The organism is Comamonas granuli NBRC 101663, assembly GCF_000739995.1.
In the GTDB taxonomy this organism is placed as follows: Bacteria; Pseudomonadota; Gammaproteobacteria; order Burkholderiales; family Burkholderiaceae_C; genus Simplicispira; species Simplicispira granuli.
Window position 1 is genome coordinate 133,019 of sequence record NZ_BBJX01000002.1, and the last position, 25,144, is coordinate 158,162.

Annotated in this window: 25 protein-coding genes; 15 read left to right on the top strand and 10 right to left on the bottom strand. The window is 67.6% G+C overall.

Annotation, left to right across the window (positions count from 1 at the left end):
* The first annotated feature begins 49 nt into the window (after nt 1–49).
* From ubiM to CGR01S_RS02360, 4 genes are all read left to right on the top strand, one after another.
* Nucleotides 50–1,285, top strand: a complete 1,236-nt coding sequence (ubiM, locus tag CGR01S_RS02345) for a 5-demethoxyubiquinol-8 5-hydroxylase UbiM (protein WP_042421995.1) — start codon at nt 50–52, stop codon at nt 1,283–1,285.
* Between the two features lie 147 nt (nt 1,286–1,432).
* Entirely contained in the window at nt 1,433–2,719 is a 1,287-nt protein-coding gene (locus CGR01S_RS02350; RefSeq protein WP_042421997.1) for a solute carrier family 23 protein, read from the top strand.
* A 105-nt stretch (nt 2,720–2,824) separates the two neighbouring features.
* Complete coding sequence (scpC, locus tag CGR01S_RS02355; protein ID WP_042422000.1) at nt 2,825–4,342, top strand: succinyl-CoA:acetate CoA-transferase ScpC; 1,518 nt, start codon at nt 2,825–2,827, stop codon at nt 4,340–4,342.
* A 107-nt stretch (nt 4,343–4,449) separates the two neighbouring features.
* Nucleotides 4,450–4,875: a hotdog fold thioesterase gene (locus CGR01S_RS02360; RefSeq protein ID WP_042422002.1), complete on the top strand. Its 426-nt coding sequence runs from the start codon at nt 4,450–4,452 to the stop codon at nt 4,873–4,875.
* Between the two features lie 153 nt (nt 4,876–5,028).
* Here CGR01S_RS02360 and CGR01S_RS02365 read toward each other — a convergent pair whose 3' ends face one another.
* The 3 genes from CGR01S_RS02365 to CGR01S_RS02375 all read right to left on the bottom strand — a co-directional run bounded on the left by CGR01S_RS02365 (nt 5,029) and on the right by CGR01S_RS02375 (nt 7,854).
* Nucleotides 5,029–5,463: a bacteriohemerythrin gene (locus CGR01S_RS02365; protein WP_156967486.1), complete on the bottom strand. Its 435-nt coding sequence runs from the start codon at nt 5,461–5,463 to the stop codon at nt 5,029–5,031.
* 42 nt (nt 5,464–5,505) lie between these two features.
* Complete coding sequence (locus CGR01S_RS17165; protein ID WP_281174248.1) at nt 5,506–7,080, bottom strand: methyl-accepting chemotaxis protein; 1,575 nt, start codon at nt 7,078–7,080, stop codon at nt 5,506–5,508.
* 207 nt (nt 7,081–7,287) lie between these two features.
* Nucleotides 7,288–7,854 carry a cob(I)yrinic acid a,c-diamide adenosyltransferase gene (locus CGR01S_RS02375; protein ID WP_042422010.1) on the bottom strand — a complete coding sequence of 189 codons (567 nt, stop codon included), beginning with the start codon at nt 7,852–7,854 and terminating at the stop codon, nt 7,288–7,290.
* 172 nt (nt 7,855–8,026) lie between these two features.
* On the opposite strand from CGR01S_RS02375, the gene CGR01S_RS02380 reads away from it, so the two are divergent.
* Both CGR01S_RS02380 and CGR01S_RS02385 read left to right on the top strand, forming a co-directional pair.
* Nucleotides 8,027–8,365 (top strand): EF-hand domain-containing protein, encoded by a 339-nt coding sequence (locus CGR01S_RS02380; protein WP_042422011.1) that lies wholly within the window; start codon nt 8,027–8,029, stop codon nt 8,363–8,365.
* 100 nt (nt 8,366–8,465) lie between these two features.
* Nucleotides 8,466–9,890: an FAD-binding oxidoreductase gene (locus CGR01S_RS02385; protein WP_042422014.1), complete on the top strand. Its 1,425-nt coding sequence runs from the start codon at nt 8,466–8,468 to the stop codon at nt 9,888–9,890.
* Between the two features lie 126 nt (nt 9,891–10,016).
* On the opposite strand, the gene CGR01S_RS02390 is transcribed toward CGR01S_RS02385, so the two are convergent.
* Nucleotides 10,017–10,838: a PaaX family transcriptional regulator gene (locus CGR01S_RS02390; protein WP_042422016.1), complete on the bottom strand. Its 822-nt coding sequence runs from the start codon at nt 10,836–10,838 to the stop codon at nt 10,017–10,019.
* 100 nt (nt 10,839–10,938) lie between these two features.
* Between CGR01S_RS02390 and CGR01S_RS02395 the strand changes: the two genes are divergently transcribed.
* The 8 genes from CGR01S_RS02395 to CGR01S_RS02430 all read left to right on the top strand — a co-directional run bounded on the left by CGR01S_RS02395 (nt 10,939) and on the right by CGR01S_RS02430 (nt 18,769).
* On the top strand, nt 10,939–11,715 hold the full coding sequence (locus tag CGR01S_RS02395; RefSeq protein ID WP_042422018.1) for a crotonase/enoyl-CoA hydratase family protein: 777 nt from the start codon (nt 10,939–10,941) through the stop codon (nt 11,713–11,715).
* Between the two features lie 81 nt (nt 11,716–11,796).
* On the top strand, nt 11,797–13,365 hold the full coding sequence (locus CGR01S_RS02400) for a class I adenylate-forming enzyme family protein (protein ID WP_084690525.1): 1,569 nt from the start codon (nt 11,797–11,799) through the stop codon (nt 13,363–13,365).
* 68 nt (nt 13,366–13,433) lie between these two features.
* On the top strand, nt 13,434–14,645 hold the full coding sequence (locus CGR01S_RS02405; protein ID WP_042422020.1) for an ABC transporter substrate-binding protein: 1,212 nt from the start codon (nt 13,434–13,436) through the stop codon (nt 14,643–14,645).
* Between the two features lie 62 nt (nt 14,646–14,707).
* A complete protein-coding gene (locus CGR01S_RS02410) occupies nt 14,708–15,511 on the top strand; it encodes an ABC transporter ATP-binding protein (protein ID WP_042422023.1) in 804 nt (267 codons plus the stop codon).
* A complete protein-coding gene (locus CGR01S_RS02415; protein WP_439644719.1) occupies nt 15,504–16,214 on the top strand; it encodes an ABC transporter ATP-binding protein in 711 nt (236 codons plus the stop codon). The genes CGR01S_RS02410 and CGR01S_RS02415 overlap by 8 nt, the downstream gene beginning before the upstream one ends.
* 4 nt (nt 16,215–16,218) lie before the next feature.
* Nucleotides 16,219–17,091: a branched-chain amino acid ABC transporter permease gene (locus tag CGR01S_RS02420; protein WP_042422026.1), complete on the top strand. Its 873-nt coding sequence runs from the start codon at nt 16,219–16,221 to the stop codon at nt 17,089–17,091.
* A 3-nt stretch (nt 17,092–17,094) separates the two neighbouring features.
* On the top strand, nt 17,095–18,147 hold the full coding sequence (locus CGR01S_RS02425) for a branched-chain amino acid ABC transporter permease (RefSeq protein ID WP_084690527.1): 1,053 nt from the start codon (nt 17,095–17,097) through the stop codon (nt 18,145–18,147).
* A 124-nt stretch (nt 18,148–18,271) separates the two neighbouring features.
* Nucleotides 18,272–18,769: a GNAT family N-acetyltransferase gene (locus CGR01S_RS02430; RefSeq protein ID WP_052382481.1), complete on the top strand. Its 498-nt coding sequence runs from the start codon at nt 18,272–18,274 to the stop codon at nt 18,767–18,769.
* Between the two features lie 25 nt (nt 18,770–18,794).
* On the opposite strand, the gene CGR01S_RS02435 is transcribed toward CGR01S_RS02430, so the two are convergent.
* Nucleotides 18,795–20,033 carry an MFS transporter gene (locus CGR01S_RS02435; RefSeq protein ID WP_042422028.1) on the bottom strand — a complete coding sequence of 413 codons (1,239 nt, stop codon included), beginning with the start codon at nt 20,031–20,033 and terminating at the stop codon, nt 18,795–18,797.
* 171 nt (nt 20,034–20,204) lie between these two features.
* On the opposite strand from CGR01S_RS02435, the gene CGR01S_RS16290 reads away from it, so the two are divergent.
* Nucleotides 20,205–20,351, top strand: a complete 147-nt coding sequence (locus CGR01S_RS16290) for a DUF3149 domain-containing protein (protein ID WP_084690528.1) — start codon at nt 20,205–20,207, stop codon at nt 20,349–20,351.
* A 24-nt stretch (nt 20,352–20,375) separates the two neighbouring features.
* Here CGR01S_RS16290 and CGR01S_RS02440 read toward each other — a convergent pair whose 3' ends face one another.
* From CGR01S_RS02440 to CGR01S_RS02460, 5 genes are read right to left on the bottom strand one after another with little or no spacing between them, the layout of a single operon-like run.
* On the bottom strand, nt 20,376–21,362 hold the full coding sequence (locus CGR01S_RS02440; RefSeq protein WP_084690529.1) for an alpha/beta hydrolase: 987 nt from the start codon (nt 21,360–21,362) through the stop codon (nt 20,376–20,378).
* A 14-nt stretch (nt 21,363–21,376) separates the two neighbouring features.
* Complete coding sequence (locus CGR01S_RS02445; RefSeq protein WP_042422032.1) at nt 21,377–22,351, bottom strand: YfdX family protein; 975 nt, start codon at nt 22,349–22,351, stop codon at nt 21,377–21,379.
* A 15-nt stretch (nt 22,352–22,366) separates the two neighbouring features.
* Complete coding sequence (gene lpoB, locus CGR01S_RS02450; protein WP_042422034.1) at nt 22,367–22,975, bottom strand: penicillin-binding protein activator LpoB; 609 nt, start codon at nt 22,973–22,975, stop codon at nt 22,367–22,369.
* A gap of 21 nt (nt 22,976–22,996) precedes the next feature.
* On the bottom strand, nt 22,997–23,389 hold the full coding sequence (locus CGR01S_RS02455) for a YcfL family putative periplasmic lipoprotein (RefSeq protein ID WP_042422037.1): 393 nt from the start codon (nt 23,387–23,389) through the stop codon (nt 22,997–22,999).
* Nucleotides 23,390–23,417: 28 nt separating this feature from the next.
* Nucleotides 23,418–24,953 carry a COG3014 family protein gene (locus CGR01S_RS02460; RefSeq protein ID WP_042422039.1) on the bottom strand — a complete coding sequence of 512 codons (1,536 nt, stop codon included), beginning with the start codon at nt 24,951–24,953 and terminating at the stop codon, nt 23,418–23,420.
* Nucleotides 24,954–25,144: the final 191 nt, after the last annotated feature.

The following is a 25,144-nucleotide window of genomic DNA, read 5'->3' on the forward strand; positions in this document are numbered from 1 at the left end:
TTGCGGCGCCCGCCGCGCCGGCGCCCGCGGGGCGCACTACCATTGCCCCATGCAACACAGTGACGTCCTCATCGTCGGCGCGGGCCCCGCGGGTCTGTCGCTGGCCATCGCCCTGGCGCAGGCCGGGTTCACCGCCACGCTGGTCGAGCAGCAGGAGGCCCCGGCCCTGGCGGCGCCGGCGCCCGATGGGCGCGAGATCGCCCTCACCCACCCCAGCGTGGCCCTGTTGCAGCGCCTGGGCACCTGGGATCTGCTGGCCCCCGAGGAAGTAGGCCTGCTGCGCGCCGCCCAGGTGCACGACGGCCCCGTGGGCCGCCAGAGCGCCATGCACCTGCACGCAGGCGGCAGCGGCGTGGAGCACCTGGGCTGGATCGTGCCCAACCACGCGCTGCGCCGCACGGCCTACGCGGTGGCCGCGCGCACGCCGGGGGTGCAGATCATCACCGGCGCGCGCGTCACGCAGGTGCACACCCAGGGCGGCGCGGCAACGCTGGAATACACCCCTGCCGGCGCCAGCGCCCCCGAACGCCTGCACGCCCCGCTGCTGGTGGCCGCGGACAGCCGCTTCTCGGCCACGCGGCGCAGCCTGGGCATAGGCGCCTCCATGCACGACTTCGGGCGCACCGTCATCGTCTGCCGCATGCGCCACGAGCAGCCGCACGGCGAGATCGCGCACGAGTGCTTCGGCTACGAGCGCACGCTCGCCATCCTGCCCCTGCCCGACGATCTGGTCGAACGCGGCCCGCAGTGCTCCGCCGTGGTGACGGCGGGCACGGCCGAGGCGCAGGCCCTGCTGGCGCTGCCGCCGCAGGACTATGCCGCGCAGGTGCAGCAGCAGTTCCAGCAGCGCCTGGGCGCCATGCGCCTGGTGGGCGAGCGCCATGCCTACCCGCTGGTGGCCGTGTACGCGCACCGCTTTGCCGGCACGCGCTGCGCGCTGCTGGGCGACGCCGCCGTGGGCATGCACCCGGTCACGGCGCATGGCTTCAACCTGGGCCTGGCGGGCGTGCAGACGCTCACCCGCACCCTGGCCGAGGCGCGCGCGCGCGGCCAGGACATCGGCGACCCCGGCGTGCTGCAGCACTACGCCAGCGCCCACCACCGCCACGCCTGGCCCTTGTTCCAGGGCACCAACGCCATCGTGCGCCTGTACACCGACCCGCGCCCCCTGCCCCGCCTGCTGCGCCAGGCCGTGCTCGCGGGCGCCCGCCGCCTGCCGCCGCTGCAGGCGCTCATCGTGAGCCAGCTCACCGGGCGGCGGCCCGCCTGGCCGACGGCGTCCTGACCGGGCAGCCGCGGCCCGAATCACTTAGTTTTTGATAGCTGCCAGCGCACCATCCACGGGCGCCAGCGGCTTTTTTTGCCATAAATCCTGCGCACGGGCGCCAAACCCTCTACCATCGCTGCACTTTTCCTTACAAGGAGTCCAACAATGGGAATGTTTCAATGGACCGAGCGTGCGGCCGGGGTGCTGCAATCGGGCGGGGTGATCGCGCCGGACGAGCGCCTGCCCTGGCCGCAGACGGGGCTCATGGGCGTGCAGCACGTGATCGCCATGTTCGGCGCGACGGTGCTCGCGCCCATCCTCATGGGGTTCGACCCCAACCTGGCCGTGCTCATGAGCGGCATCGGCACGCTGATCTTCTTCCTCATCACCGGCGGCAAGGTGCCGAGCTACCTGGGCTCGTCGTTCGCCTTCATCGGCGTGGTGATCGCCGCCACGGCCTATGCGGGCCAGGGGGCGAACGCCAACATCGGCGTGGCGCTGGGCGGCATCATCGCCTGCGGCGCGATCTACGCGCTGGTGGGCGTGGTGGTGCACCTGGCCGGCACAGGCTGGATCGAGCGCTTCATGCCGCCCGTGGTCACGGGCGCCGTGGTGGCCGTGATCGGGCTCAACCTGGCGCAGATCCCCATCAAGAACATGGCGGCCAACAACTTCGAGAGCTGGATGCAGGCGCTCACCTTCGTCTGCGTGGCGCTGGTGGCGGTGTTCACGCGCGGCATGGTGCAGCGGCTGCTGATCCTCGTGGGGCTGCTGGTCGCCAGCGTGGCCTACGCCGTGCTGACCAACGGCCTGGGCCTGGGCAAGCCGCTGGACCTCTCGGGCGTGGCGCAGGCGGCCTGGCTGGGCATGCCGCAGTTCCACGCGCCGGTGTTCAGCGCGCCGGCCATGCTGCTCATCGCGCCGGTGGTCATCATCCTGGTGGCCGAGAACCTGGGCCACATCAAGGCCGTGACGGCCATGACCGGCCGCAACCTGGACCAGTACATGGGCCGCGCCTTCCTGGGTGACGGCATCGCCACCATGGTGAGCGGCGCCGCCGGCGGCACGGGCATGACCACCTATGCCGAGAACATCGGCGTGATGGCGGCCACGCGCATCTACTCCACCGCGGTGTTCCTCGTGGCCGCGCTGATCGCCGTGCTGCTGGGCTTCTCGCCCAAGTTCGGCGCGCTGATCCAGGCCATCCCGCTGCCGGTGATGGGCGGCGTCTCCATCGTGGTGTTCGGCCTGATCGCCATCGCGGGCGCCAAGATCTGGGTGGACAACCGCGTGGACTTCGGCCAGAACCACAACCTGCTGGTCGCAGCGATCACGCTGATCCTGGGCACGGGCGACTTCACGCTCAAGTTCGGCGACTTCGCGCTCGGCGGCATCGGCACCGCCACCTTCGGCGCCATCCTGCTGCACGCGCTGCTGCGCCGCGGCCGTTGACTGGCCAGCGGTCACCCTAGGGTAAACCCTCGGATTCAGGGACGCCCCGGATACACTCCGGGGCTTGTTCCGCCGCCCGCAGCGCGGCTTCCCAGGAGTTTGCCCATGTCTGACCACCCACGCATCCACCACCCCGCCCTGCGCCAGCGCATCATGTCGGCCGACGAGGCCGCCGCGCTGATCCCGGCAGGCGCCAACGTGGGCATGAGCGGGTTCACCGGCTCGGGTTCGCCCAAGTCCGTGCCGCAGGCGCTGGCGCGGCGCATCGAGAGCCTCAACGCCCAGGGCCAGGGCTTCAAGATCGGCCTGTGGACCGGCGCCTCCACCGGCCCCGAGCTCGACGGCGCGCTCGCCCAGGTCGACGGCATCGAGATGCGCATGCCCTACCAGTCCGACCCGACCTGCCGCCAGCGCATCAACGCCGGCCAGATGCAGTACATGGACATCCACCTCTCGCACGTGGCGCAGTTCGTGTGGTTCGGCTTCATGGGCCACCTCGACGTGGCCGTGGTCGAGGTGGCCGGCATCCTGCCCGACGGGCGCCTCATTCCGTCCGCCTCGGTGGGCAACAACAAGACCTGGCTGGACCTGGCCGACAAGGTGATCCTGGAGGTCAACCACCGCCAGAACGCGGGGCTGGAGGGCATGCACGACATCTACTACGGCACCGACCTGCCGCCCAACCGCCGCCCCATCCCGCTGCTGCGCCCGGACGACCGCATCGGCGAGGCCTACCTGCGCTGCGACCCGAACAAGGTGATCGCCGTGGTGGAGACGCACGCGCCCGACCGCAACCCGGCCTTCACGCCGCCCGACGCAAACTCGCAGCGCATCGCCGGCCACATCATCGACTTCCTGCAGCATGAGGTGAAGGCCGGGCGCATGCCCAAGGACCTGCTGCCGCTGCAGTCGGGCGTGGGCAACATCGCCAACGCCGTGCTCGCGGGCCTGAACGAGGGGCCGTTCGAGAACCTCACGGCCTACACCGAGGTGCTGCAGGACGGCATGCTCGACATGCTGCGCTCGGGCAAGCTGCGCAGCGCCTCGGCCACGGCGCTGTCGCTGAGCCCGCAGGCCGCCGCAGAATTCAACGAGAACATCGATTTCTACCGTCAGCGCATCGTGCTGCGCCCGCAGGAGATCAGCAACCACCCCGAGGTGATCCGCCGCCTGGGCCTGATCTCGATGAACGCGATGATCGAAGCCGACATCTACGGCAACGTCAACTCCACGCACCTCATGGGCACCAGCATCATGAACGGCATCGGCGGCTCGGGCGACTTCGCGCGCAACGCCTACCTGTCGATCTTCATGACGCCCTCGCTGGCCAAGGGCGGCGCCATCTCCTGCATCGTGCCCATGGCCTCGCACGTGGACCACACCGAGCACGACGTGCAAATCCTCGTCACCGAGCAGGGCCTGGCCGACCTGCGCGGCCACTCGCCCTCGCAGCGCGCGGACATCATCATCGAGCGCTGCGCCCACCCGGACTACCGCGACGCGCTGCGCGACTATGTGGCCCGCGCCAAGCGCGGCAGCACGGGCCAGCACACGCCGCACCTGCTCGACGAGGCCCTGGGCTGGCACCGCCGCTACGTGCAAACGGGCAGCATGCAAGCCTGAGCGCCGGGCACGGCCGCACGTCACGCCAGCGACGCCCGGCCGTGCGCGCAACGTCCCATAATGGCCTCTCCCGCGCGGCCCGGCCGCGCCCGCACACGACCCGCACCATGCCGACGATCTGGAAAAAACCCATCTCCCTGGAACTGCTCAACCAGACCAACGCCCACACCGCCGCCACCCACCTGGGCATCGAGATCACCGAGGTCGGCGATGACTTCCTGCGCGGGCGCGTGCCCGTGGACGAGCGCACGCGCCAGCCCTTCGGCATCCTGCATGGCGGAGTGAGCGTGGTGCTGGCCGAGACGCTGGGCTCCATCGGCGCCTTCTACGCCTGCCCCGAAGGCCACCGCGGCGTGGGCCTGGACATCAACGCCAACCACATCCGCGCCGTCAGCAGCGGCTGGGTGACGGGCACGGCGCGCGCCGTGCACATCGGCCGCACCACGCAGGTGTGGCAGATCGACATGGAGAACGAGGCCGGGGAGACCACCTGCGTCTCGCGCATCACCATGGCGATCCTGGGGCCGAAGTAGAGAACACCCCCCTGTGCGGCTGCGCCGCTTCCCCCCGCTCTCGCAGGGCGGCGCCCTGCGGGCAGGGGGACACCGCCAGCGCGGCGGGGCGGCCCTTGCGCGGCGGTCGCTGGCTTGGGCCCGCGCCCGTTGCCTGCCGCCGTCGGGCGGCCCTCAGGCGCGCTGCCGGGGGGTGCGCGTGGCTTCGCGTTTTTTCTGGCGCAGGAAGACGGCGATGTCCTTGTCGTAGCGCCGGATGTGCAGCGAGAGCCAGTCGCGCAGCAGGGTCGAGAGCCGGGGCGCCACGGTGATGCTGCCGGCGTGGTATTTCTCCTGCAGGCCGCGCAGGTCGGCGACGAAGCTGTCGTGCCCCGCCCGGTGCTGGGCCAGCTGCGGGTAGCCAAGGGTCTCCATGTAATGTTCTTCGCGCCGGATGTGCTCCAGCGTGTCGCGCACCAGCTCGTCCAGGAGCCGGGCCACGACCTCCTGTCCCCGGCCCTCGCTGGTGGCCGTGTGCAGTTCGTTGACCTGGCGCACCAGCGTCTGGTGGTCCTGGTCGATCGGCCCCTGGTCGATCTCCATGTCGGATGCCCATTCGAAATATGCCACCGTCGGTCCTCCGTCTGCTTGTAACGCCTGCGCCCTGGCGGCTCAGGCCGCGCCCTGGTACGACAGGGAAGGGGTTTCCTGCCCCAGCTTGAACACGCTGATCGACCGCACCAGGCTCTGTGCCTGGTGTTCCAGGGCCTGGGCGGCGGCCGCGGCCTGCTCGACGAGCGCGGCGTTGGACTGCGTGACCTGGTCCATCTGGCCCATGGCCTGGTTGATCTGGTCGATGCCCGCGGACTGGTCCTGGCTGGCCAGGGTGATCTCGCCCATGATGTCTGTCACCCGGCGCACGTTGACCACGATTTCGTCCATGGTGCTGCCGGCGCGCTCGACCTGCTGGCAGCCCTCGGTGACGTTGTTGACCGAGGCCTCGATCAGGCCCTTGATCTCCTTGGCGGCCTCGGCCGAGCGGCTGGCCAGGCTGCGCACCTCGCTGGCCACGACGGCAAAGCCCCGGCCCTGCTCGCCCGCGCGCGCGGCCTCGACGGCGGCGTTGAGCGCCAGGATGTTGGTCTGGAAGGCGATGGAGTCGATCACGCCGATGATGTCGGCGATCTTGCGCGAGGAGGTGTTGATCTGTTCCATGGTCTGCACCACCTGCGAGACCACCGAGCCTCCCTTGACGGCGACCTGCGAGGCCGACTCCGCGATGTGGTTGGCGCGCTTGCCGTGCTCGTAGTTCTGCTTGACGGTGTCGGCCAGTTCCTCCATCGAGGCGGCCGTCTGCTCCAGCGCGCTGGCCTGCTCCTCGGTGCGCGAGGACAGGTCGGTATTGCCCGCGGCGATCTGGCTGGTGGCCGAGGCGATGGCCTCGGAGCCGCGGCGCACGTCGGCGACGATGCGCACCAGGCTGTCGTTCATGTTGCGCAGGGCCTGCAGCAGCTCGCCAGTCTCGTCGCGCCCCGTGACCTCGATCTGGCTGCCCAGGTCGCCCGCCGCCACGCTTTGCGCCACGCGCACGGCGCGGCGCAGCGGGCGGGTGATGGACACGGTGATGGCGTAGGCCAGTGCGGCGCCCAGCAGCAGCGCGGCCCCGCCCAGCACCAGCATCACGGTGCGCGCGCTGCGGATGTCGGCCAGCGCCTGCTGGCCATCGGTCTCGGCGAGCTTGCGCTGCAGTGCGGTCAGGCCGTTGATGGGCTCCTGCAAGGCGTCCAGCGCGGGCAGGGTCTCGGACTGGAGCAGGGCCACCGCACCGTCGCGGTTGCCCGCATCGACCAGTTCGGCCACGCGCGTGAACGACTGCACGTACTTGCCGCGCAAGTCCTTGAGCCGCGCCAGCAAGGCCTTGCCTTCGGGCAGGTAGACCTTGCGGTCGAGCAGAGCCAGGGCGTCGTCGATGGTCTTCTTGTTGACGCCGATATCGGCCTTGATGGCCTGCAGCCGCGCCGCATCGGTGGCCAGCACCAGCTCCATGGTGCGGCGCGCGTTGGCGCGCGTGGTGGCATTGATGACGTTGGCAGCCTCGGCCTTGACCCAGTCGTCCTCAACGATGCGGGTATTGAGGTCCGCCACCGAGCCAAAGCGCAGCAGCCCCACCACGACGATGGCCAGCATCATCACGATCAACAGGCCGAATGTCAGGCCCAGGCGCGTGCCGATCCTCACGTCGCTCATCCGCATATGCACCCCCGTTCTGGCAAGCATTTGTAAACGGACGATTCTGCCCGTTTTCGTAGCGCACGCTACGGTCACAGGCCGGCCAGATCGCGCAGGGGTTTGCGGACGCCCCATGCGGGCGCCGCCAGAGCAGGCATGAAAATAGGCCTCAGCGCTTATGGGGCGAGCGCAAGAAGCTACATTTTTAATAGCGAAACGGCAGACTCACTCCTGTTGTGCGCGCGCCAGACGCTCGCTCTTCCAGTACACGTCGTCGCCGCCATCCATGCGGTTGAGCACGCGCGCGAGCACGAACATCAGGTCCGAGAGGCGGTTGAGGTAGTGGCGCGGCGTCTCGCGCACCGCCTCCTGTGCGCCCAGGGCCACCACGGCACGTTCGGCGCGGCGCGCCACGGTGCGGCACACATGCGCCTGCGCGGCAGCGCGCGTGCCGGCGGGCAGGATGAACTCCTGCAGGCGCGGCAGCGCCGCGTTGTGCTGGGCCAGCGCCTGGTCGAGCTGCAGCACGGCGGACTCCTGCAGCAGCGCGAAGCCGGGGATGGACAGCTCGCCGCCCAGATTGAAGAGCTGGTGCTGCACGTCGATCAGCAGCTCGCGCACCGCCTGCGGCAGCGGCTCGCACAGCAGCAGGCCGATGTGGGAGTTGAGCTCGTCCACGTCCCCCAGCGCCGCAATGCGCGGGTGGCTCTTGGGCACGCGCGTGTTGTCGCCCAGGCCGGTGGTGCCATCGTCGCCGGTGCGCGTGGCGATCTGTGTGAGTCGTTTGCCCATGGGAAGCCTCCTCGCGGTGAGGACCGCATTGTGCGGGAGCGGCAATGCCCCTACCGGCGTTACATGGCGCTCGGAAATGTTGTCGCGGGCAACAGCAGGCAAAAGGGCTGGCCCCGGGCGCCGGGCTGCGCTGCAATGAAGCCGTGTCCCACTCTGGTCGAGGATTCATCCGATGAAGCCCGCAAGCCCGCGCCCCTTCGCATTCGACGCCCGCAGCGTGCTGCTGTTCGCCGCCCTGGCCATGGGCGCCGCCGCATCCGTGCGCGCCCAGACCCCGGCGGCCCCGCCCGCGCCGCGCACGCAGGCCTCGCCGTTCAGCGCGGGAGCCGCGGCGCCGGCAGCGTCGCCCGCCGACGCGGCCTTCGAGCGCGCCGACACCAACCACGACGGCCAGCTCAGCCCCGAGGAAGCCCAGGCCCTGCCCGCCATCGCCGACCGCTTCGAGCAGCTCGACAAGAACCGCGACGGCATGCTCTCGCGCGAGGAGTTCTACGAAGGCGCGAAGTACTGACGCCGCCTGGCGCCCCCTGCCCGCCGCGGGGCAGCGCAGGGCGGTGCAGGAACGGGCCCCGGGGACGGGTGGTATTCTTTTCCCCCACCAGGAGACCCCCATGAACGCCCCCGCCGACGCCACCCACCTGCTGCCCACCATCGCCCTGCGGCCCGTGCCGCAGGCGCTGCTCGATGCGCTGGCGCAGCGCTTTGGCGCGCAGTGCTCCACCGCCCTGGCCGTGCGCGAGCAGCATGGCCGCGACGAAGGCTCACTGCAGGCGCCGCCGCCTGCGGCCGTGGTGTTCGCCGAGAGCACGCAGGACGTGCAGGACGCCGTGCGCCTGGCCGCGCAGTACGGTGTGCCGGTGATCCCCTACGCCGCGGGCTCCTCGCTCGAAGGCCACCTACTGGCCGTGCAGGGCGGCATCAGCATCGACCTGAACCGCATGAACCGGGTGCTGAGCGTCAACGCCGAGGATCTGACGGTGACGGTGCAGCCCGGCATCACGCGCAAGCAGCTCAACGACGCCGTCAAGGACACGGGCCTGTTCTTCCCCATCGACCCCGGCGCCGACGCCAGCATCGGCGGCATGGCGGCCACGCGCGCCAGCGGCACCAACGCCGTGCGCTACGGCACCATGCGCGAGAACGTGCTCGCGCTGGAGGTGGTGATGGCCAGCGGCGAGGCCATCCGCACCGGCACGCGCGCCAAGAAGAGCAGCGCGGGCTACGACCTCACGCGCCTGCTGGTGGGCAGCGAGGGCACGCTGGGCATCATGACCGAGCTGACCATCCGCCTCTACCCGCTGCCCGAGGCGGTGAGCGCCGCGATCGGCTCCTTCCCCAGTATCGAAGCGGCGGTGCGCACCGTCATCCAGACCATCCAGCTGGGCGTACCCATTGCGCGCTGCGAGCTCATCGACCAGCACGCCGTGCGCGCCGTGAACCGGCACAGCAAGCTCCACCTGCGCGAGGAGCCGCTGCTCCTGATGGAATTCCACGGCTCACCCGCCAGCGTGCAGGAGCAGGCCGAAACCGTGCAGGCCCTGGCCCAGGAACAGGGCGGCACGGCCTTTGAGTGGGCCACCACGCCCGAGGAGCGCACGCGCCTGTGGACGGCGCGGCACAACGCCTACTTTGCCGCGCTGCAGACCAAGCCCGGCTGCAAGGCCATCACCACCGATGCCTGCGTGCCCATCTCGCGCCTGGCCGATGCGCTGCTCGCCTCGGTGCACGAGGCCGACGCCAGCGGCCTGCCCTACTTCATCGTGGGCCATGTGGGCGACGGCAACTTCCACTTCGGCTACCTGATCGACCCGGCCCTTCCCGCCGAGCGCGAACGCGCCGAGCAGCTCAACCACCAACTGGTGGCGCGCGCCCTGCAACTGGGCGGTACCTGCACGGGCGAACATGGCGTGGGCGTCCACAAAATGGGCTTTCTGCGCGACGAGGCCGGCGAAGGCGCCGTGGCCATGATGCGCGCCATCAAACAGGCGCTGGACCCGCAGAACATCATGAACCCGGGCAAGATCTTCCGCCTGTGAACCCGCGGCCCGGAGAATCCGTTCACGCTTTTTTCAAGACGCCCGCTGCCTCAACGCTGAGTTGAGAGCACAGCCTGTGCTGGCCCGGCCTCGAATGCTCGATGCAAGCGCATGGGAATTGGGGAATCAGGTCTTCTCGTCCTGCGGCAATGCCATCCAGGTCTGCCACAGCACCACCGCCTCGCGCTGATACTCCTTCATCCTCTGCACAAGCGCCGCATGCGCATCGGATGTCATCAGTTCTGGTGGCAGCAAAGGGTCGCGGACCAGGCTGCTGATCACCGCACGCCCCAACAACAGCGACTCGCGCACCGCAGCGTCCAGCTTGATTTTCAGCAAGCGCTTGCCACTTTGCTCCAGCGCCTTGTGCTGGCGCTGGTAGTTCGCCAGCAGCGCTTCGACATCCCACAGCCGGCACGCTTCCGCCTGCCGCGCCGCATCCAGTCCGTCCATGCGGAACACCAGTGCCTGCGGCGCAAGCCCCAGTTCCAGTAGCTGCGCGCGCACCGCCGACACGCCGCCCCGGAGGTTGTCGGGCCGTACATGCAGACCTGGCTGGAATGGCACCAGCCCGCGCAACTCCAGTGCCAGACTGTGGCGGCGCCAAGCGGTCTTGTCCGAGCGCAGGACACCGGCATCCTGCACTGCCAGCCAGTGGCCGCGCCAGGCAACCGCTTGCGCTCCCTTGTGCTGCCAATCGTCGACATCACGCGCCAGCGCGGGGCCTGAGCGGTTCAGGGCATAGCTACCACGTGCACTGTGGGCGATCTTGCCCTGGTCAACCAAGCGAGTCAGGCCAACCCGGATTGCAGTGGGCGTCATCCCCATCAAGCTGCCGGCACGACACATCACCGATACGGGCAAGCTGCTGCCGTGCGCCATCAGCAGGTCCAGGATCAAGTCGGGCGCCGCCGGCGAGATAACCTTGATATTACATATAGTTTCCATGTTTGCGTAATAAAGAAATATTTCTTAGCATAGCCTTAAATTGAATTTATATGTAATTTTGACTGAGCCCAAACTCGGCCCAACAGCAAAGGGGGAAGCGATGCCCATCGTGTCATTCAGTGTGGACGAAGCTGTCTGCACCATCACCATCAACCGGCCGGAAAAACGCAATGCGGTCAACGGCCCAGTGGCCGCAGAACTGCGCACGGCCTTCGAGCGCTTTGAGAGTGACCGTGCATTGCGCGTCGCCATCCTGACCGGGGCCGGAGGCCATTTTTGCGCCGGAGCCGACCTGAGCGCGACCTCCGACCCCATTCTGCGCAATGAACTCGACCCGGATGGCGGCGGCAGCGGACCGATGGGCCCATCGCGCATGGCGCTGAGCAAACCATTGATTGCCGCGGTTAACGGCTATGCCGTCGCTGGCGGCCTGGAACTGGCCTTGCTGGCCGACATGCGGGTGGCCGACGAGGATGCCACCTTCGGCGTGTTTTGCCGACGCTGGGGCGTACCGCTGATCGACGGCGGCACTGTGCGTCTGCCGCGCGTGGTCGGCATGGGCCGCGCGCTCGACCTGATACTGACCGGCCGCCCGGTGACCGCGCCAGAGGCACTGGCAATGGGCCTGGTCAACCGCATCACCCCGCCCGGCGGCGCCTTGGCGGCGGCACAGGAACTGGCACGCCAGATCGCTGCCTTCCCACAGCAATGCATGCTGGCCGATCGCCGCTCAGCGTATGAGCAGTGGAGCCTGCCACTGGCCGAAGCGATACGCCGCGAAGGCGCACAAGGCACGCCGATGGTGTCTGCTGAAGGTGAGGCCGGCGCTGCCCGCTTCATGCAGGGCGCCGGTCGCCACGGCAAGTTCAGTGACTGAGCCGAAGCCGCAAGCTCGCAGGAAATTGCAGTCCCCCTTGCCTGCGCTGCCCGATTTGCTTTTCGTCCCCAAGAGATCCTCATGAATTCCACCGCCGCTTTCCCCGCATCCGCCCCAGCGCAAGCCAGCAGTCCGACCTACCATGAATTGATTCGACGTGGTGCGCAGCAACACGGAGCACGCACCGCGATCGTATTTGGCGATCGCAGCATGAGCTTCGCCGAAGTGGACAGCCTCAGCAGCCGACTGGCGCATGCACTACTGGCTGGTGGCATTGCGCCGCGCACCCGGATCGGCCTGCTGCTCAACAACTGCCTGTACAGCGTTCCGCTCGATTTCGCCTGCGTCAAGGCGGGCATCAACCGCGTGCCGCTGAATGCACGGCTGTCGCTGGAGGAACACGCCCGGATGCTGAAGGAAACGGGCTGCCAGTACCTGATTTTCGGCGCCGACCTGGTCGAACGCGCCGAGGCCTTGGGCGCAGCGCTGCCGTCGCTCCAATGCCTGGGGCTGGATACCAAACTGGCGGACGGGCGCGACCTGATCGAAGAGGCGCAACAGCAGCCGGCGAGCTGGCCCGAGATCGAAGTGCGCCCGGACGACATCGTCCTCACGCTGTTTACTTCGGGCACCACCGGCACCCTGAAGGCCGCGCAGCACACCCAGTCGTCGTATGCGGCGATCTGTCGCAATGTGCTGTTGAACCTGCTGCCCGCGACGCAGGACGACTCGATGCTGCATGCCGCTTCCATGATCCACGCCAGCGGTGTGTTCGTGCTGCCGTTCTGGCTGCGTGGCGGCCGCACCGTGATTCTGTCCGGCTTCGAACCGGGCCAGTTCCTGCGCACGATTCAGGCCGAGCGCATCACCGCGATCAACCTGGTGCCGACCATGATGCAGATGCTGTTCGAGCATGCCGACATCGCCTCGACCGATGTCAGTTCGCTGCGCACCGTGATCTACGGCGCCTCGCCGATGCCGCGCGCGATCATCCAACGCGGCATGCAGTTGTGGGGTCAGCACCGCTTCTGGCAATACTACGGCCAGACCGAAGTTCCGCTGTGCCTCGCGGTGCTGCGGCCGGAAGACCATCGCGAAGAATTGCTCGATGCCTGCGGCCAGCCGGCCATCGATGTCGAGATCAAACTGGTGGACGACGCTGGCAACACCGTGCCACAGGGCACGCCCGGCGAAATCGTGGTGCGCGCGCCATCAGCGGTGTCTGGCTACTACAACGCCGGTGAACTGACTGCAGACACTTTCCGCAAGGACGGCTGGGTGCATACGCGCGATGTCGGAGTGTTCGACGCCAACGGCTACCTGTTCCTGAAGGACCGCACCTCCGACATGATCATCAGCGGTGGCTACAACGTCTATCCACGGGAAGTTGAAAACACCCTGATGACCCATCCGGCAGTGCGCGAATGCGCGGTGATCGGCCTGCCGCACGACAAATGGGTGGAGATCGTGGCGGCGGCGGTGGTGCTGAAGCCAGGCCAAGACGCCAGCGAGGCGGAACTGATCGCACACGTGGCAGCGCACCTGGCTTCGTACAAGAAGCCGCAGCGGGTGTTGTTCGTCAGCGAGATTCCCAAAACGGCTGTCGGCAAGCTCAACCGCAAGCAGTTGCGCGACCAATACCGGAACTGAATCGAAGCTGGGGCCGGGCTGAACAAAATACTGCAGCACAACACAGACAACCAACTAAGGAGATCAGCATGCGTTTTACACAATCCCGGGCATTGGCGACATCCATAGCCACCATTGCCTTGGCCGGTATGAGCATCGGCGCCCACGCGCAAAAAAAGTATGACACTGGCGCCAGTGACACCGAAATCAAGATCGGCAACATCGCTCCTTATTCCGGCCCGGCCTCCGCCTACGGCACCGTACTCAAGGCGGCCAACGCTTACTTCAACAAGATCAACGCCGAAGGCGGCATCAACGGCCGCAAGATCAAGTTCCTGTCGCTGGATGACGGCTACAGCCCACCGCGCGCAGTCGAGCAAGTGCGCAAGCTGGTGGAGCAAGAAGAAGTTCTGGCCATCTTCGCGCCACTGGGCACGCCGACGAACACCGCCGTCCGGAAATACCTGAACGCGAAAAAAGTGCCGCAACTGTTCGTCAGTTCCGGCGCCCAATGGGGCGACTACAAGACCTACCCTTGGACCATGGCCTGGAATGTCAGCTACCTGAACGAGGCGCAGATTTACGCCCGTCATATCCTGGCTGACAACCCCAAGGCCAAGATCGCCATCCTGTCCCAGAACGATGACTACGGCAAAGACATGGTCAAGGGCCTGATGGACGGCCTTGGCGACAAGGCCAAGAGCATGGTGGTGACCCAGGCGACCTACGAGGTCAGCGACCCCAGCGTGGACAGCCAGATCGTCACTCTCAAGGCGTCCGGCGCCGACACTTTCCTCAACGTCACTTCACCGAAGTTTGCGGCGCTGGCAATCCGCAAGGCAGCCGATATCGGCTGGAAGCCGAAGCAGTATTTGTCCAACGTGGCCAATTCGGCGACGGCGGTATTGAAGCCGGCAGGACTGGAGAATTCCACCGGCATCATTTCCGCCGCCTACATACGCGATCCCATGGATCCACGCTGGCAAAGCACCAAGGAGTACAAGGATTACTTCGCATTCATGAAAAGCCATTTCCCCGATGGCGAAGCGGCCGACACCCTGAACGTCATCGGCTACTCCATGGCGCAAACGCTGGTGCAAACCTTAACGCAGGCCGGTGACAACCTGACGCGCGCCAACCTGATGAAGGAAGCCGCGAGCCTCGACATGAGCTTGCCGATGCTCTATCCAGGGATCAAGGTGAAAACCTCGGCGAACGACTTCTACCCGATCGAAGGCATGCAATTGATCCGTTTCAACGGCACCGCCTACGAGCCACTCGGCTCCGTCATCGGCGAATAGGCAGGCACCTCTTCCATACCCGCTCCTGCTCCTGCTCCTGCTCCTGAAACGAGAGTGCCTGCATGTCAACCCATCCCAGCCACAACGAAGGCCGGCCACTGCTGGCGGTCGAAGGTGTATCGGTGCGTTTCGGCGGCATCGTCGCCCTCGATCAATTGTCATTCGAGGTCGAGTCCGGCCACATCTGCAGCCTGATCGGGCCGAACGGCGCCGGCAAGAGTACCTTGTTCAACTGCCTGTCACGGATCTACGAGTGCGGTAGCGGCAGCATCACCTTCGACGGCCAGCCGATCTCCACCTTGCCGCGCCACCGGATGGCGGTGACGGGCATAGGCCGCACCTTCCAGAACCTTGCGTTGTTCAAAAGCATGAGCGTCATTGACAACGTGCTGGTCGGTTGCCACAGCCGGCACCAGGTCGGCTTCCTGCGGGCCACGCTGCGCCTGCCGGGCGCCGCCCGGATCGAGGCGACAGCGCAGGAACGCGCGCGCGAATTGATCGATTTCCTCGACCTGGGCGCGGTCGCCGGACGGCCGGTCGCAGACCTGCCGTTCGGGTCTCAGAAACGGGTCGAGTTGGCGCGGGCGCTCGCGGCCCAGCCGAAACTGCTGCTGCTCGACGAACCGGCTTGCGGTCTCAACCATGAAGAGGTGGGGAGGCTGGGGGAACTGATCCGCAATATCCGCGACCACCTGGGCATCACTGTCTTGCTGGTTGAACACCAAATGAACCTGGTGATGGGTATTTCCGACAAGGTGGTGGTGCTCAACTTCGGCCGCAAGATCGCCGATGGCACGCCGGCCGAGGTGCGCCGCCACCCCGAAGTCATTCAGGCCTATCTCGGGGGTGAGCGTGCCGCTGCTTGAAGTCAAGGAATTGCGCGCCGCCTACGGCGCGAACGAGGTATTGCAAGGCATCGACCTCCAGATCGAGGAGGGATCGATTACGGCGCTGCTGGGCGCCAATGGCGCGGGCAAGACCACCACCCTGCGCGCACTGTGCCAGGTGATGGTCAAAACTGCAGGCTCGATCCAGCTCGGCGGCACCCGCATCGAAGGCAAATCAACGGAAGAGATCGTGCGCCTGGGCATTGCCCATGTGCCGGACGGGCGCGGTACCTTTCAGGCACTGACGACCGAGGAAAACCTGCGACTGGGGGCCTACCTGCGACGTGACAAGGCCGCGGTAGCGGCCGATTTCGAACGCATCTACAGCTACTTTCCGCGCCTGAAGGAGCGCCGTTTGCAGCAGGCCGGCACCATGTCCGGCGGCGAACAGCAGATGCTGGCGATCGGCCGCGCGCTGATGCTGCGGCCACGTCTGTTGCTGCTGGACGAACCCTCATTCGGCCTGGCACCGCTGGTCGTGCGTGACATCTTCGAGATCATGAAACGCATCAACCAGGAGGAAAAGGTCTCCATCCTGCTGGTTGAACAAAACGCCATGCTGTCGCTGGAAGTGGCCGACTCGATCTACCTGCTGGAAACCGGACGCATCGCCCTGCACGGCACGCCGCGGGACATCCGCGACAACGACACGGTCCGCCGCGTCTACCTTGGAGGGGCATGAACCCATGGAAGCCTTGCTGCATCAAGTCCTTTCCGGCCTGGCTACCGGCGGCATCTACGCGAGCATTGCGCTGGCGCTGGTGATGATTTACCAATCCACCCATCACGTGAATTTCGCCCAGGGCGAAATGGCGATGTTTTCGACCTTCCTAGCCTGGATGATGATCCAGGCCGGGGTACCGTACTGGATTGCCTTCGCTGCCACGGTCGCGCTCTCGTTTGCACTCGGCGCCCTGATCGAAGTGGCGGTAATCCGGCCCATGCGGCAGGCACCGATGCTGTCGGTGGTGGTGGTTTTCATCGGCCTGATGGTGCTGTTCAACAGCCTGGCCGGCTGGCTGTTCGGCTACACCATCAAACAGTTCCCTAGCCCGTTTCCTCCCGACGCGTGGTACGGAAGCGCCTTCATGACGCCGCATGAGGTGGGGGCAATCGGCGTCACGCTGATGGTGATGACCGTGCTGTTCCTGTTCTTCCGCTATACCCCGCTCGGGCTGGCGATGCGGGCGGCAGCACAGAATCCAGCCTCCTCCCGCTTGGTCGGTATCAACGTCAACCATATGCTGATGCTCGGCTGGGGACTGGCCGGTGCAATCGGCTCGATCGGCGGCATGATGGTGGCACCAGTGGTGTTTCTTGATCCCAACATGATGAGCGGCATTCTGCTGTATGCCTTTGCCGCAGCGCTGATCGGCGGCATCGACAGCCCGGCAGGCGCCGTCCTCGGCGGCTTTGTGGTGGGCTTGCTGGAAAACCTCATCGGCACCTACGTGGTCGGCACTGAATTGAAGTTGTCGGTGGCACTGGTGCTGATCGTCGCTGTGCTGATCGTGCGTCCTTCCGGCATCCTCGGAAAAACCATCGTGACCAAGGTCTGAGCCATGTCCATCGATACACTTGCGCCCCTCGCTGCCGCACCCATCCGGCGTGGCCTGACCAGGTCTGGCTGGATACTGTTGCCAGCGCTGCTGACGGCATTGGTTTTCCCGTTCCTCGTCAAGGACTACTTCCTGTTCCAGGCCACCATGATGCTGTCATATGCGGTGGCATTGCTCGGGCTGAATATCCTGACCGGCTACAACGGGCAAATCTCCCTCGGCCACGGCGCCTTCTTTGCAATGGGTGCGTACACGGCGGCGATCCTCATGGACAGTGCCGGCCTGCCGTATTGGGCCACGATTCCGGCGGCAGCAGGAATCTGCTTGCTGGTTGGGTATCTGTTTGGCTTGCCGGCGCTAAAGCTTGAGGGTCTGTACTTGGCACTCGCCACCTTTGCGCTCGGCGTCGCGCTGCCGCAGTTGCTGAAGTACAAGCATTTGGAGGTCTGGACTGGCGGCGTGCAAGGCATCGTTTTGATGAAGCCGGATGCGCCATTCGGACTTCCACTGACCCCTGACCAGTGGCTGTACCTGTTTGCGCTGGGGGTGGTGCTGCTGATGTTCTGGCTGGCCCACCATCTGCTGCGCAGCGGAATCGGCCGCGCCATGATCGCGATCCGCGACAACCCGTTGGCGGCGGAAACCATGGGTATCGACAATCGTCACTACAAGGCGACGGTCTTCGGTTTTTCCGCTATGTATACCGGTATTGGCGGTGCGCTGTCAGCGATTGCAGTGCAATTTGTCGCCCCCGACTCTTTCACAGTGTTTCTCTCGATCTCGCTGCTGGTGGGCATCGTGGTTGGCGGTCTCGCCACCATCGCCGGCGCGTTCTACGGAGCGGCGTTCATCATGTTCGTGCCCTCCCTCGCCGAAAACATATCCAAGGCGGCACCCGCGGCCGTGTACGGTATCGTGCTGATTCTGTTCGTATTCATCCTGCCAGGTGGAGTTGCAGGCTTGATGGACCGGCTCAGCCGGCGATTCGGGACGCTGAAAGCTTGCCCCAGTGAGCTCACAAACTCCAGGCCTGCTGCGACCTGTGTAGCGCGGTGATTCTCTGGTGATGGGAGCGTGGGCGCATTACCGCGCTCGCTTGCAGCACCCGCTGCCTATCGCTCTGTGCCGTCAACGCCTATTTCCGGGATGCTGTTTCGCCAATACACTGGTCAGCAGCACCATGGACACCCGCATCACCGAAGGCTACGCACCGGGCTGCATAGGCCGCATTGCCCAGTTGCACGCCCACTACTATGCCGCCAGCCACCAGTTCGGCGTGGCCTTCGAGGCCCTGGTGGCAAGCGAGCTCAGCGCGTTCTGCCTGGCGTACCACAGTGGCCGCGACGGGCTCTGGCTGGCGCAGGAGGAGGGGCGCATCGAGGGTTCGGTGGCGCTGGATGGCGCGCAGGCGGCCGATGCCGGCGCGCACCTGCGCTGGTTCATCGTCTCCGATGCGCTGCGCGGCCGGGGCACGGGCCGGCAGTTGCTGCAGCGGGCGCTGGATTTTTCCGACGCCTGCGGTTACCGCAAGGTGTCCCTGTGGACGTTTGCCGGCCTGCACGCGGCGCGGCATTTGTACGAGTCGTGCGGCTTCCGGCTGGTGCACGAGGCGGCGGGGTCGCGCTGGGGCACGCGGGTGACCGAGCAGCGCTTCGAGCGCCCGCGGCCCACGCCGTGAGGCGGCCTGCGCGCGGCGCGCGGGCTCAGCGCCCTTTGCGCGCCGCCACGCCGCCGCCGACCAGCGCCGCCGACACCACGCCCAGCGCCAGGGCCAGGGCCGAGCCGTGGAAGATACCGCCCGTCTGGCCGTGGTCCAGCAGGGCGCCGAACACCGGGGCGGCCAGGGCAAAGCCGATGTCCAGTCCCGAATACACCGTGCCGTAGACGCGGCCGGTGGCGCCGGGTGGCGCGGCCTGCTTGATGAGCATGTCGCGCGAGGGGCCTGCCAGCCCCGTGCCCAGCCCGGCGAGCGCGGCCACGGCCAGGGCCGCCATGCCGGGCAGCACGCCGCTGCCCACCAGCACCAGCAGCGCCGCCGAGGCCAGCAGGCAGATGGCAATGATCTTCTCCAGCCGGGCGACGCGGCTCACCAGAAAGCCGCCCACGACCATGCCCGCCGCGCCGCACAGCATGTAGCCCGTGACCACCAGGGCCGTGGCGCTGAGCGGCAGACCGTACATCTGCTGCAGCGCCGGGCTGGCAAAGCTCTGGATGGCGCTCAGGGCGCAGGTGCTCCAGAAGAAGAAGGAAAAGCACAGCCACACCGAGGGCAGGCGCAGAAAGGCCATGGGGTGCTCGCCGGCCTGGGCGCCCGGCGCGTGGGCCTGGCCGGCGCGCGCGCCGTGGCGGTCGTCGATGGCGCTGCGCTGCCACAGGAGCAGCACCAGCACCGCTGCGGCCAGCACGGCCGCCGCCAGGGCGGCCGTGCGCCAGGCGCCGGTGGCGCTGGCAATGCCCGCCAAGAATACCGGCGCCGCCGCCCAGCCCAGGTTGCCGCTGATGCCGTGCACCGAGAAGCCATGGCCCAGGCGCGCGGGCGAGACGCGCTTGTTCAGGATGGTGAAGTCCACCGGGTGGAAGGGCGCGTTGCCCAGCCCGGCCAGCGCCGCGGCCAGCACCAGCCCCGCATAGCCCTGCGCCAGGCCCGCGGCCAGTCCGGCCAGCACGAAGCAGCCCAGCGCCAGGAACAGCACCGGGCGCGCGCCCACGCGGTCGACCACGAAGCCGGCCAGCGCCTGGCCCACGCCCGAGACGATGAAGAACACCGACACCAGCATGCCCAGCTCGGAGTAGCTCAGGCCGAACTCACGGATGAACCACGGAAACAGCGGCGGCAGCAGCATGTGGAAGAAATGCGAGGTGCCGTGCGCCAGCCCGATGAGCGCGATGGTGTGCGCGTCCTGGCGCAGCGGAATGGGTGCGGAGGCGGTGGCGGTGGTCATGGCGGCGATCTTAGACGCTTGTGCAAGAGCCCGTCCTGCGCGCCGCCCGCCCTGCCCTGCGGGCCGGAGGGCCTATTGCGACCATGGTTATTGTTTGACCCTCATCAAGGCGCCGCACGGCAACCCGGCCACAATGACCCTAAACAAAATGTGTGTTTGACAGGGAACCCCATGAAAGCGCTCTCCGACCTCTTCTCCACCGACTACGGGCTCATGAGCATCATCGGCATTGCCATGATGATCAGCGGCATTCTGGGCTTTGCGGTCGTCGTTCGCCGCAAGATGAACGAGACCGATCCTGCGCGCTCCCGGAAGTAAGCGCGTGCCTCCATCGGGTGGCGCCTAGGATCGCGGCGCACACCAGCCCTGCGCCGGCTGGCGGGCCCATTGCTCCAGGCGCGCCCACAGCCACTGCACGCCGTCGCCCTGCGGCGACTGCAGGCCGTGGTCGGCCTGCGGCAGGCGGTGGCTGCAAAACGGGGCCGTGCGGCTTTGCGCCTGCGCAGCAAAGCGTTCGTAGGCGGTGGGCGGCACCAGCGCATCCGCGTCGCCCCACACCTGCCACAGGGGCCAGGGCCCGTCGATGAGCGGCTGGGCCACGCGCCAGTGCCACAGGGCGCGCCAGTAGCGCAGGCTGCGGCCCTGCACCACCGCGGTATCCGGCTGCGGCCCGTCCTGGGCCTGCTCCAGCGCCTGCCAGGCGGCCTGCGCACCCTGGCGCTGCGCCTGCAGGTGCGCGGCGTCGCGCGGGTCCAGGCCGCTGGCGGACAGCAGCACCAGGCCGGCCAGGCGCGGCACCTGCGGCGCCAGATGGGGCAGCAGCTCCCCGCCCTCGGAAATGCCCACGAGCACGGTGGGCACGGCATCGGCGCGGCCCGGCCGGGCGGCCCAGGCCTGCAGCGCGGCCCGGGCGTCGGCCCGCCAGGTGGAGAGCGCATCGGCCTGCACGAAGCGGGCCGGGCATTGGTCCGGCGGCGTGCGGTCCAGGGGGTGCACGCCGCGCTTGTGCAGCACCAGCACCTCGGCGTGCAGCAGCCCGGCAAAGTAGCGCTCGGCCAGGGGGGCCAGGCCCGCGCAGCCCGATCCGGGGATGACGAGCACGCGGTAGCGCAGCGGTGGCACGCGCGCCGCACGCTCCAGCGCCCACAGGCGGGTGCCCGCTTCGCTGCCGGGCAGGGCCTGCAGCGCCCAGGGCGGCGCCAGCGCAGCGCCGCCGGGAGGCCGGGAGACGGGCTGCGCGCATCCGGCCAGGAGCAGGCTGGCGCACAGCGTCCAGGCCCCCACGCGCCGGGCCTGTCGGGGCGGCCTGCGCCGCTCGGGGGGGCGCATGCGCACGGCGCGGGTCAGCGCAGGATGATGACCTGCTCCTGCGGCTGCGGCGCCGCGGGCTGGGGCGCCTGCGGGTAGGGCTGGCCGCCCTGCAGGGGCGGCGGCTCGGGCCGCACGCCGCGCGAGAGGTTGGCGTCGGTGTAGCCCAGTTGCGTGACGAGCTGCTGGTACACGTCCTGCGCCAGGCTCAGCGAGGTTTCCTTCATGACCTTGGCGCGGTTGGGCGGGGCGATGTCGCCGCGGATGGAGAGGATCTTGGTGTCGTTGCCTGCGCCCTGGGCCGAGAACGCGGCCTTGATCTCGTAGGTCTTGGTGTTGATGAGCGAGAAGTCGGCCAGCAGTTGCAGGCCGTACTGGCGCGTGGCGCTGGTCGTGCCCTGCAGGGGCGAGAGCGCGTCGGTGAAGTCGATGCTGGAGACCACGCCGAAGAGCACGTAGTCCGCGCCCTTGAACTCGCCCTTCTGGATGCGGGTGATGATGGCCTTCACGTCGGGCTGGCGCACGGGCTGGGCCATTTTGCCGCCCTGCACCTGGTTGAGGACCTGCTCGGCCTTGCTGGGCTGGGGCGTCCCGCCGTCAAAACCCCGGCCCTGCACCAGCTTGAAGTAGGTGCCCTGCAGGATGGCGCCCTTGATGTCGTTGGTGTAGCCGCCCAGCTCGCGCTGCTCGATGTAGCTGTAGCGCCCCGCGACGAAGGTGCCGCTGGCCTGCTCGGAGGCCTGCATGGAGCCCTGGCTGGAGTGCGAACCCGCGCCGCTGTAGGGCCCATGGCTGTAGCCGCCGCTGTGGCTGCCCTGCGCGCTCATCTGGCTGCTGCGCTGGTACTGGCCGGCCATGAAGTACTCGGACACGCGCTCGGAGTAGGCCAGGTCGGTCACGGCGATGCGAGGTGCCGCCCCGCCCTGCTGGGCGTGCGCGGGCAGGCCCCAGGTGAGTGCCGTGGTGGCCACGAGCGCACAGGCGGCGGCCAGGGTGGTTCTGCGTTGCATGGTGTGGTCCTTGGATCAGCGGCTGCTTGTCTTGCGGATTTCTTTTTCGTCCTGCCATTCGATGGTGCCCTCCTGCACGTCGAACAGCTTGAGCGTGAACTTGTAGAACACGTCCTTGGTGGTGGCGCTTTGCTTGACGATGCTGGTGAGCTCGCCTTCCATGCTGTACTTGGCCGCCGTCATCTGGCCGATCTTGGCGGTGCTGTTCTGCTTGTACAGGCCGCTCTGGTTCTGGCGCTGCAGCTCGTCCACGCCGGCCTGCATCTCGTTGATGGAGCGCACGAAGCGCACCTTGCCGGACTTGACCAGCGCGGTCTGGATGGAGTTCATGACGTTGGTGGTGTCGATGTACTCGCTGGTCTTGTTCTTGACCGTGGAGATGGTCACCGTGGGGCGGCCCTGGAAGATGCCGGTCTCCAGCAGGCTGCCGGTCATCTTCTCGGCGATCATCTGCAGGTCGGTGGAGCCGAATTCATTGGTCACCAGCTCCACGCCCTTGGCATCGCCGTAGTTGACCTGGCGGTCGAAGCGGATCACGGGGGAGGAGAGGTTCTGGCAGCCGGCCAGGGCGAGCGTGCCGGCGGCGAGCGCGAGCAGCAGGGCTTTGCGTTGCAGGGTGTTCATAGCTTGTACCTCGTGCGGAGCTCAGCGCTCCACGTTCATTTCAATGCGGAAATCGGTGGCCACGCTCTGGGGCGCGACGCTCTTGATGGTCTGCTGGCCCAGGCCCAGCATGCGCAGTTGCTTCCAGGATTCGCCATCGCCGACCTGGTTGCCCACGTTGTCCAGCCACTTGAAGCGGTAGAACACGGTGCGGTCGCTGCGCACCATGTTGGCCAGGTCGGCCTGCACGACGAGCACGTCGTTCCTGCGCACGATGCGGATCTCGCGCACGGCGATGTCGTTGGCTTCGCCGCGCAGCGCCACCTTGGAGGCGACGGCAATGGGCGTGGCCGGGTCGTGCTGCTGGGCCTGCGCGCCGCCGGCGAGGGCCAAAGCGGCCACGCACAGCGCGGCCAGGGTCTTGCGGTGGGTCATGGTGCTCCTTGGGTCAAACAGGGTTTACTTACTGCACGGCGGCCTTGTGCGCCGCGGCCTTGGGGACGGGCGCCGCACCGGGCCTGCGCGCGCTGCGCGGGGCCGCCTTGGGGGGCGTGCCGGGCGGCTCGGCGGCCGGCGCCACGGGCGCCGCCGCTGCGGGCGCGGCCGCCATGGCGGGCAACTGCCCCAGGCTGGCCACTTTGCCGGTGAGCACGCTGTTGTGGTAGATGCGCAGCGGCACCAGGGCGTACTGGCCGTCGATCTGGATGGGCTCGGGCAGCGGGCGGCCGTTGATGCTCACGCGGTGCTCGCCCGGCGGCAGGTAGCCGCGCGCCACGTACACGCGCCCCGGCAGCATGCGCCACATGCGGTCGTCGGCCTGCTCGGTGGCCACGGTGGCGGCAGCCGCGATCAGCCCGCCGATCAGGCCGCCGCGCTTTTGCATCTCGTTCTGCAGCACGCCCTTGGCGATGGCGCGCGTCATGCCGCGAAACACCATGCCGGGCATTTCGTCCTTGAGGGCGCGGCGCGCCATCACGTTCACATCCACCACTTTTTCCAGCTTGAGGTCGAAGCCCGCCACCGAAATCTGGCCCAGCAGCGGGTCGTTGGACGGCTCGATCACCGGATAGGACACGCTCACTGCCACCACGCCGCTGCCCGTGGGCACCGGCAGGGTGAAGGCCTTGGGCTTGCGCGCCGGAGCGTCGCCCGCCTCGACGAGGAAGAGCACGTCGGTCATGCGCTGCTTGCGCTTCCAGGTGAAGCTGGTGCGTGCGTCCAGGCCGCGCAGGCCCTCTTCGAGCACGCCGGTATTGGGCTTGAGCTCGATGGCCTTGCGGTAGCCGGGCGCGGCCAGGCCGGACTCGCCCAGCACCTCGTACAGAAAGCCGGCCAGGTAGTGCGACAGGGCGTTGGAGTAGCCGTTCTTGAGCTCCAGCACCTCGGGGTCGTTGAGCGTCTCCACCGGGTAGCCGTTGAGCTCCTTGCTGCCGGAGGTGGCGCCCTTGGCCTTGGCCTCCTCCTCGGCGGCCAGGGTCTCCTTGGCGCGGAACTCGGCGATCACGGCCTCGCGCTCGTGCGTGCGCTTGATGTCCACGCGGGCGTTTTCGAAGTCCCCCTGGGCGATGCGGTTGAGCGCCAGGCGCGTGGTGAGCCAGACCTTCTCGTAGTCCTGGCCCTCGTAGGGCTTGAGGCGCTCGCTGATGAGCGCCGCGCCCACCGTGCCCAGCAGTTTTTCCGGGCTGGTCTTGGCGGTGTCCTCCCACTCCTTGACCTTGGTGTCGGCGCGCAGGAAGGCGCCCGTGCTGTCCTCGTAGCGGCGGTCCATGCGCAGCAGCTCGCCGCGCTCCAGGTTGTAGAGCAGGGCCTTCTTGTCTTCTTCGGTGGTGACCGAGGCGTCCAGCCGGGCCAGTGCCGCCGGAATGCCGGCAGACTGCCCCGCCGTCTGCATTTCAGTGGCGAGCTTGTCGTGGCTGGCCATGTTGGCACAGCCGGTGAGTGCTGCGCCCAGCAGCAATGCGCCCCACAGGCGCGCGGGGAAAAGGTGCCAGGGTGTCATGCTTGTCCTTGTTCTCTCGGGTGGCAAAGCCCGCAGGGGCCCGGCCGCGCGCAGGCGCGCTCCGGGCGGGGCATGCCGTGGTGCCGCCTGCCCTCCCACAGGGACGCAGCACCCGTTGCAGCATTCCCCTGGCTGCCCTGCAATGGGTGGTTGGATGTCGATAGCCAGGAACAAATGTAGCAAAAAGCGAC

Bases quoted from the DNA above. Each gene is read 5' to 3' on its own strand.
- CGR01S_RS02375 (WP_042422010.1), bottom strand. From the start codon at position 7,854: ATGGGCAAACGACTCACACAGATCGCCACGCGCACCGGCGACGATGGC.
- lpoB (WP_042422034.1), bottom strand. From the start codon at position 22,975: ATGAACACCCTGCAACGCAAAGCCCTGCTGCTCGCGCTCGCCGCCGGC.
- CGR01S_RS02410 (WP_042422023.1), top strand. From the start codon at position 14,708: ATGTCAACCCATCCCAGCCACAACGAAGGCCGGCCACTGCTGGCGGTC.
- scpC (WP_042422000.1), top strand. From the start codon at position 2,825: ATGTCTGACCACCCACGCATCCACCACCCCGCCCTGCGCCAGCGCATC.
- CGR01S_RS02425 (WP_084690527.1), top strand. From the start codon at position 17,095: ATGTCCATCGATACACTTGCGCCCCTCGCTGCCGCACCCATCCGGCGT.
- CGR01S_RS02445 (WP_042422032.1), bottom strand. From the start codon at position 22,351: ATGCAACGCAGAACCACCCTGGCCGCCGCCTGTGCGCTCGTGGCCACC.
- CGR01S_RS02350 (WP_042421997.1), top strand. From the start codon at position 1,433: ATGGGAATGTTTCAATGGACCGAGCGTGCGGCCGGGGTGCTGCAATCG.
- CGR01S_RS02460 (WP_042422039.1), bottom strand. From the start codon at position 24,953: ATGACACCCTGGCACCTTTTCCCCGCGCGCCTGTGGGGCGCATTGCTG.
- CGR01S_RS02390 (WP_042422016.1), bottom strand. From the start codon at position 10,838: ATGGAAACTATATGTAATATCAAGGTTATCTCGCCGGCGGCGCCCGAC.
- CGR01S_RS02400 (WP_084690525.1), top strand. From the start codon at position 11,797: ATGAATTCCACCGCCGCTTTCCCCGCATCCGCCCCAGCGCAAGCCAGC.
- CGR01S_RS02430 (WP_052382481.1), top strand. From the start codon at position 18,272: ATGGACACCCGCATCACCGAAGGCTACGCACCGGGCTGCATAGGCCGC.
- CGR01S_RS02420 (WP_042422026.1), top strand. From the start codon at position 16,219: ATGGAAGCCTTGCTGCATCAAGTCCTTTCCGGCCTGGCTACCGGCGGC.
- CGR01S_RS02440 (WP_084690529.1), bottom strand. From the start codon at position 21,362: ATGCGCCCCCCCGAGCGGCGCAGGCCGCCCCGACAGGCCCGGCGCGTG.
- CGR01S_RS02380 (WP_042422011.1), top strand. From the start codon at position 8,027: ATGAAGCCCGCAAGCCCGCGCCCCTTCGCATTCGACGCCCGCAGCGTG.
- CGR01S_RS02395 (WP_042422018.1), top strand. From the start codon at position 10,939: ATGCCCATCGTGTCATTCAGTGTGGACGAAGCTGTCTGCACCATCACC.
- CGR01S_RS02405 (WP_042422020.1), top strand. From the start codon at position 13,434: ATGCGTTTTACACAATCCCGGGCATTGGCGACATCCATAGCCACCATT.
- CGR01S_RS02360 (WP_042422002.1), top strand. From the start codon at position 4,450: ATGCCGACGATCTGGAAAAAACCCATCTCCCTGGAACTGCTCAACCAG.
- CGR01S_RS16290 (WP_084690528.1), top strand. From the start codon at position 20,205: ATGAAAGCGCTCTCCGACCTCTTCTCCACCGACTACGGGCTCATGAGC.
- CGR01S_RS02435 (WP_042422028.1), bottom strand. From the start codon at position 20,033: ATGACCACCGCCACCGCCTCCGCACCCATTCCGCTGCGCCAGGACGCG.
- CGR01S_RS17165 (WP_281174248.1), bottom strand. From the start codon at position 7,080: ATGAGCGACGTGAGGATCGGCACGCGCCTGGGCCTGACATTCGGCCTG.
- CGR01S_RS02385 (WP_042422014.1), top strand. From the start codon at position 8,466: ATGAACGCCCCCGCCGACGCCACCCACCTGCTGCCCACCATCGCCCTG.
- CGR01S_RS02455 (WP_042422037.1), bottom strand. From the start codon at position 23,389: ATGACCCACCGCAAGACCCTGGCCGCGCTGTGCGTGGCCGCTTTGGCC.
- ubiM (WP_042421995.1), top strand. From the start codon at position 50: ATGCAACACAGTGACGTCCTCATCGTCGGCGCGGGCCCCGCGGGTCTG.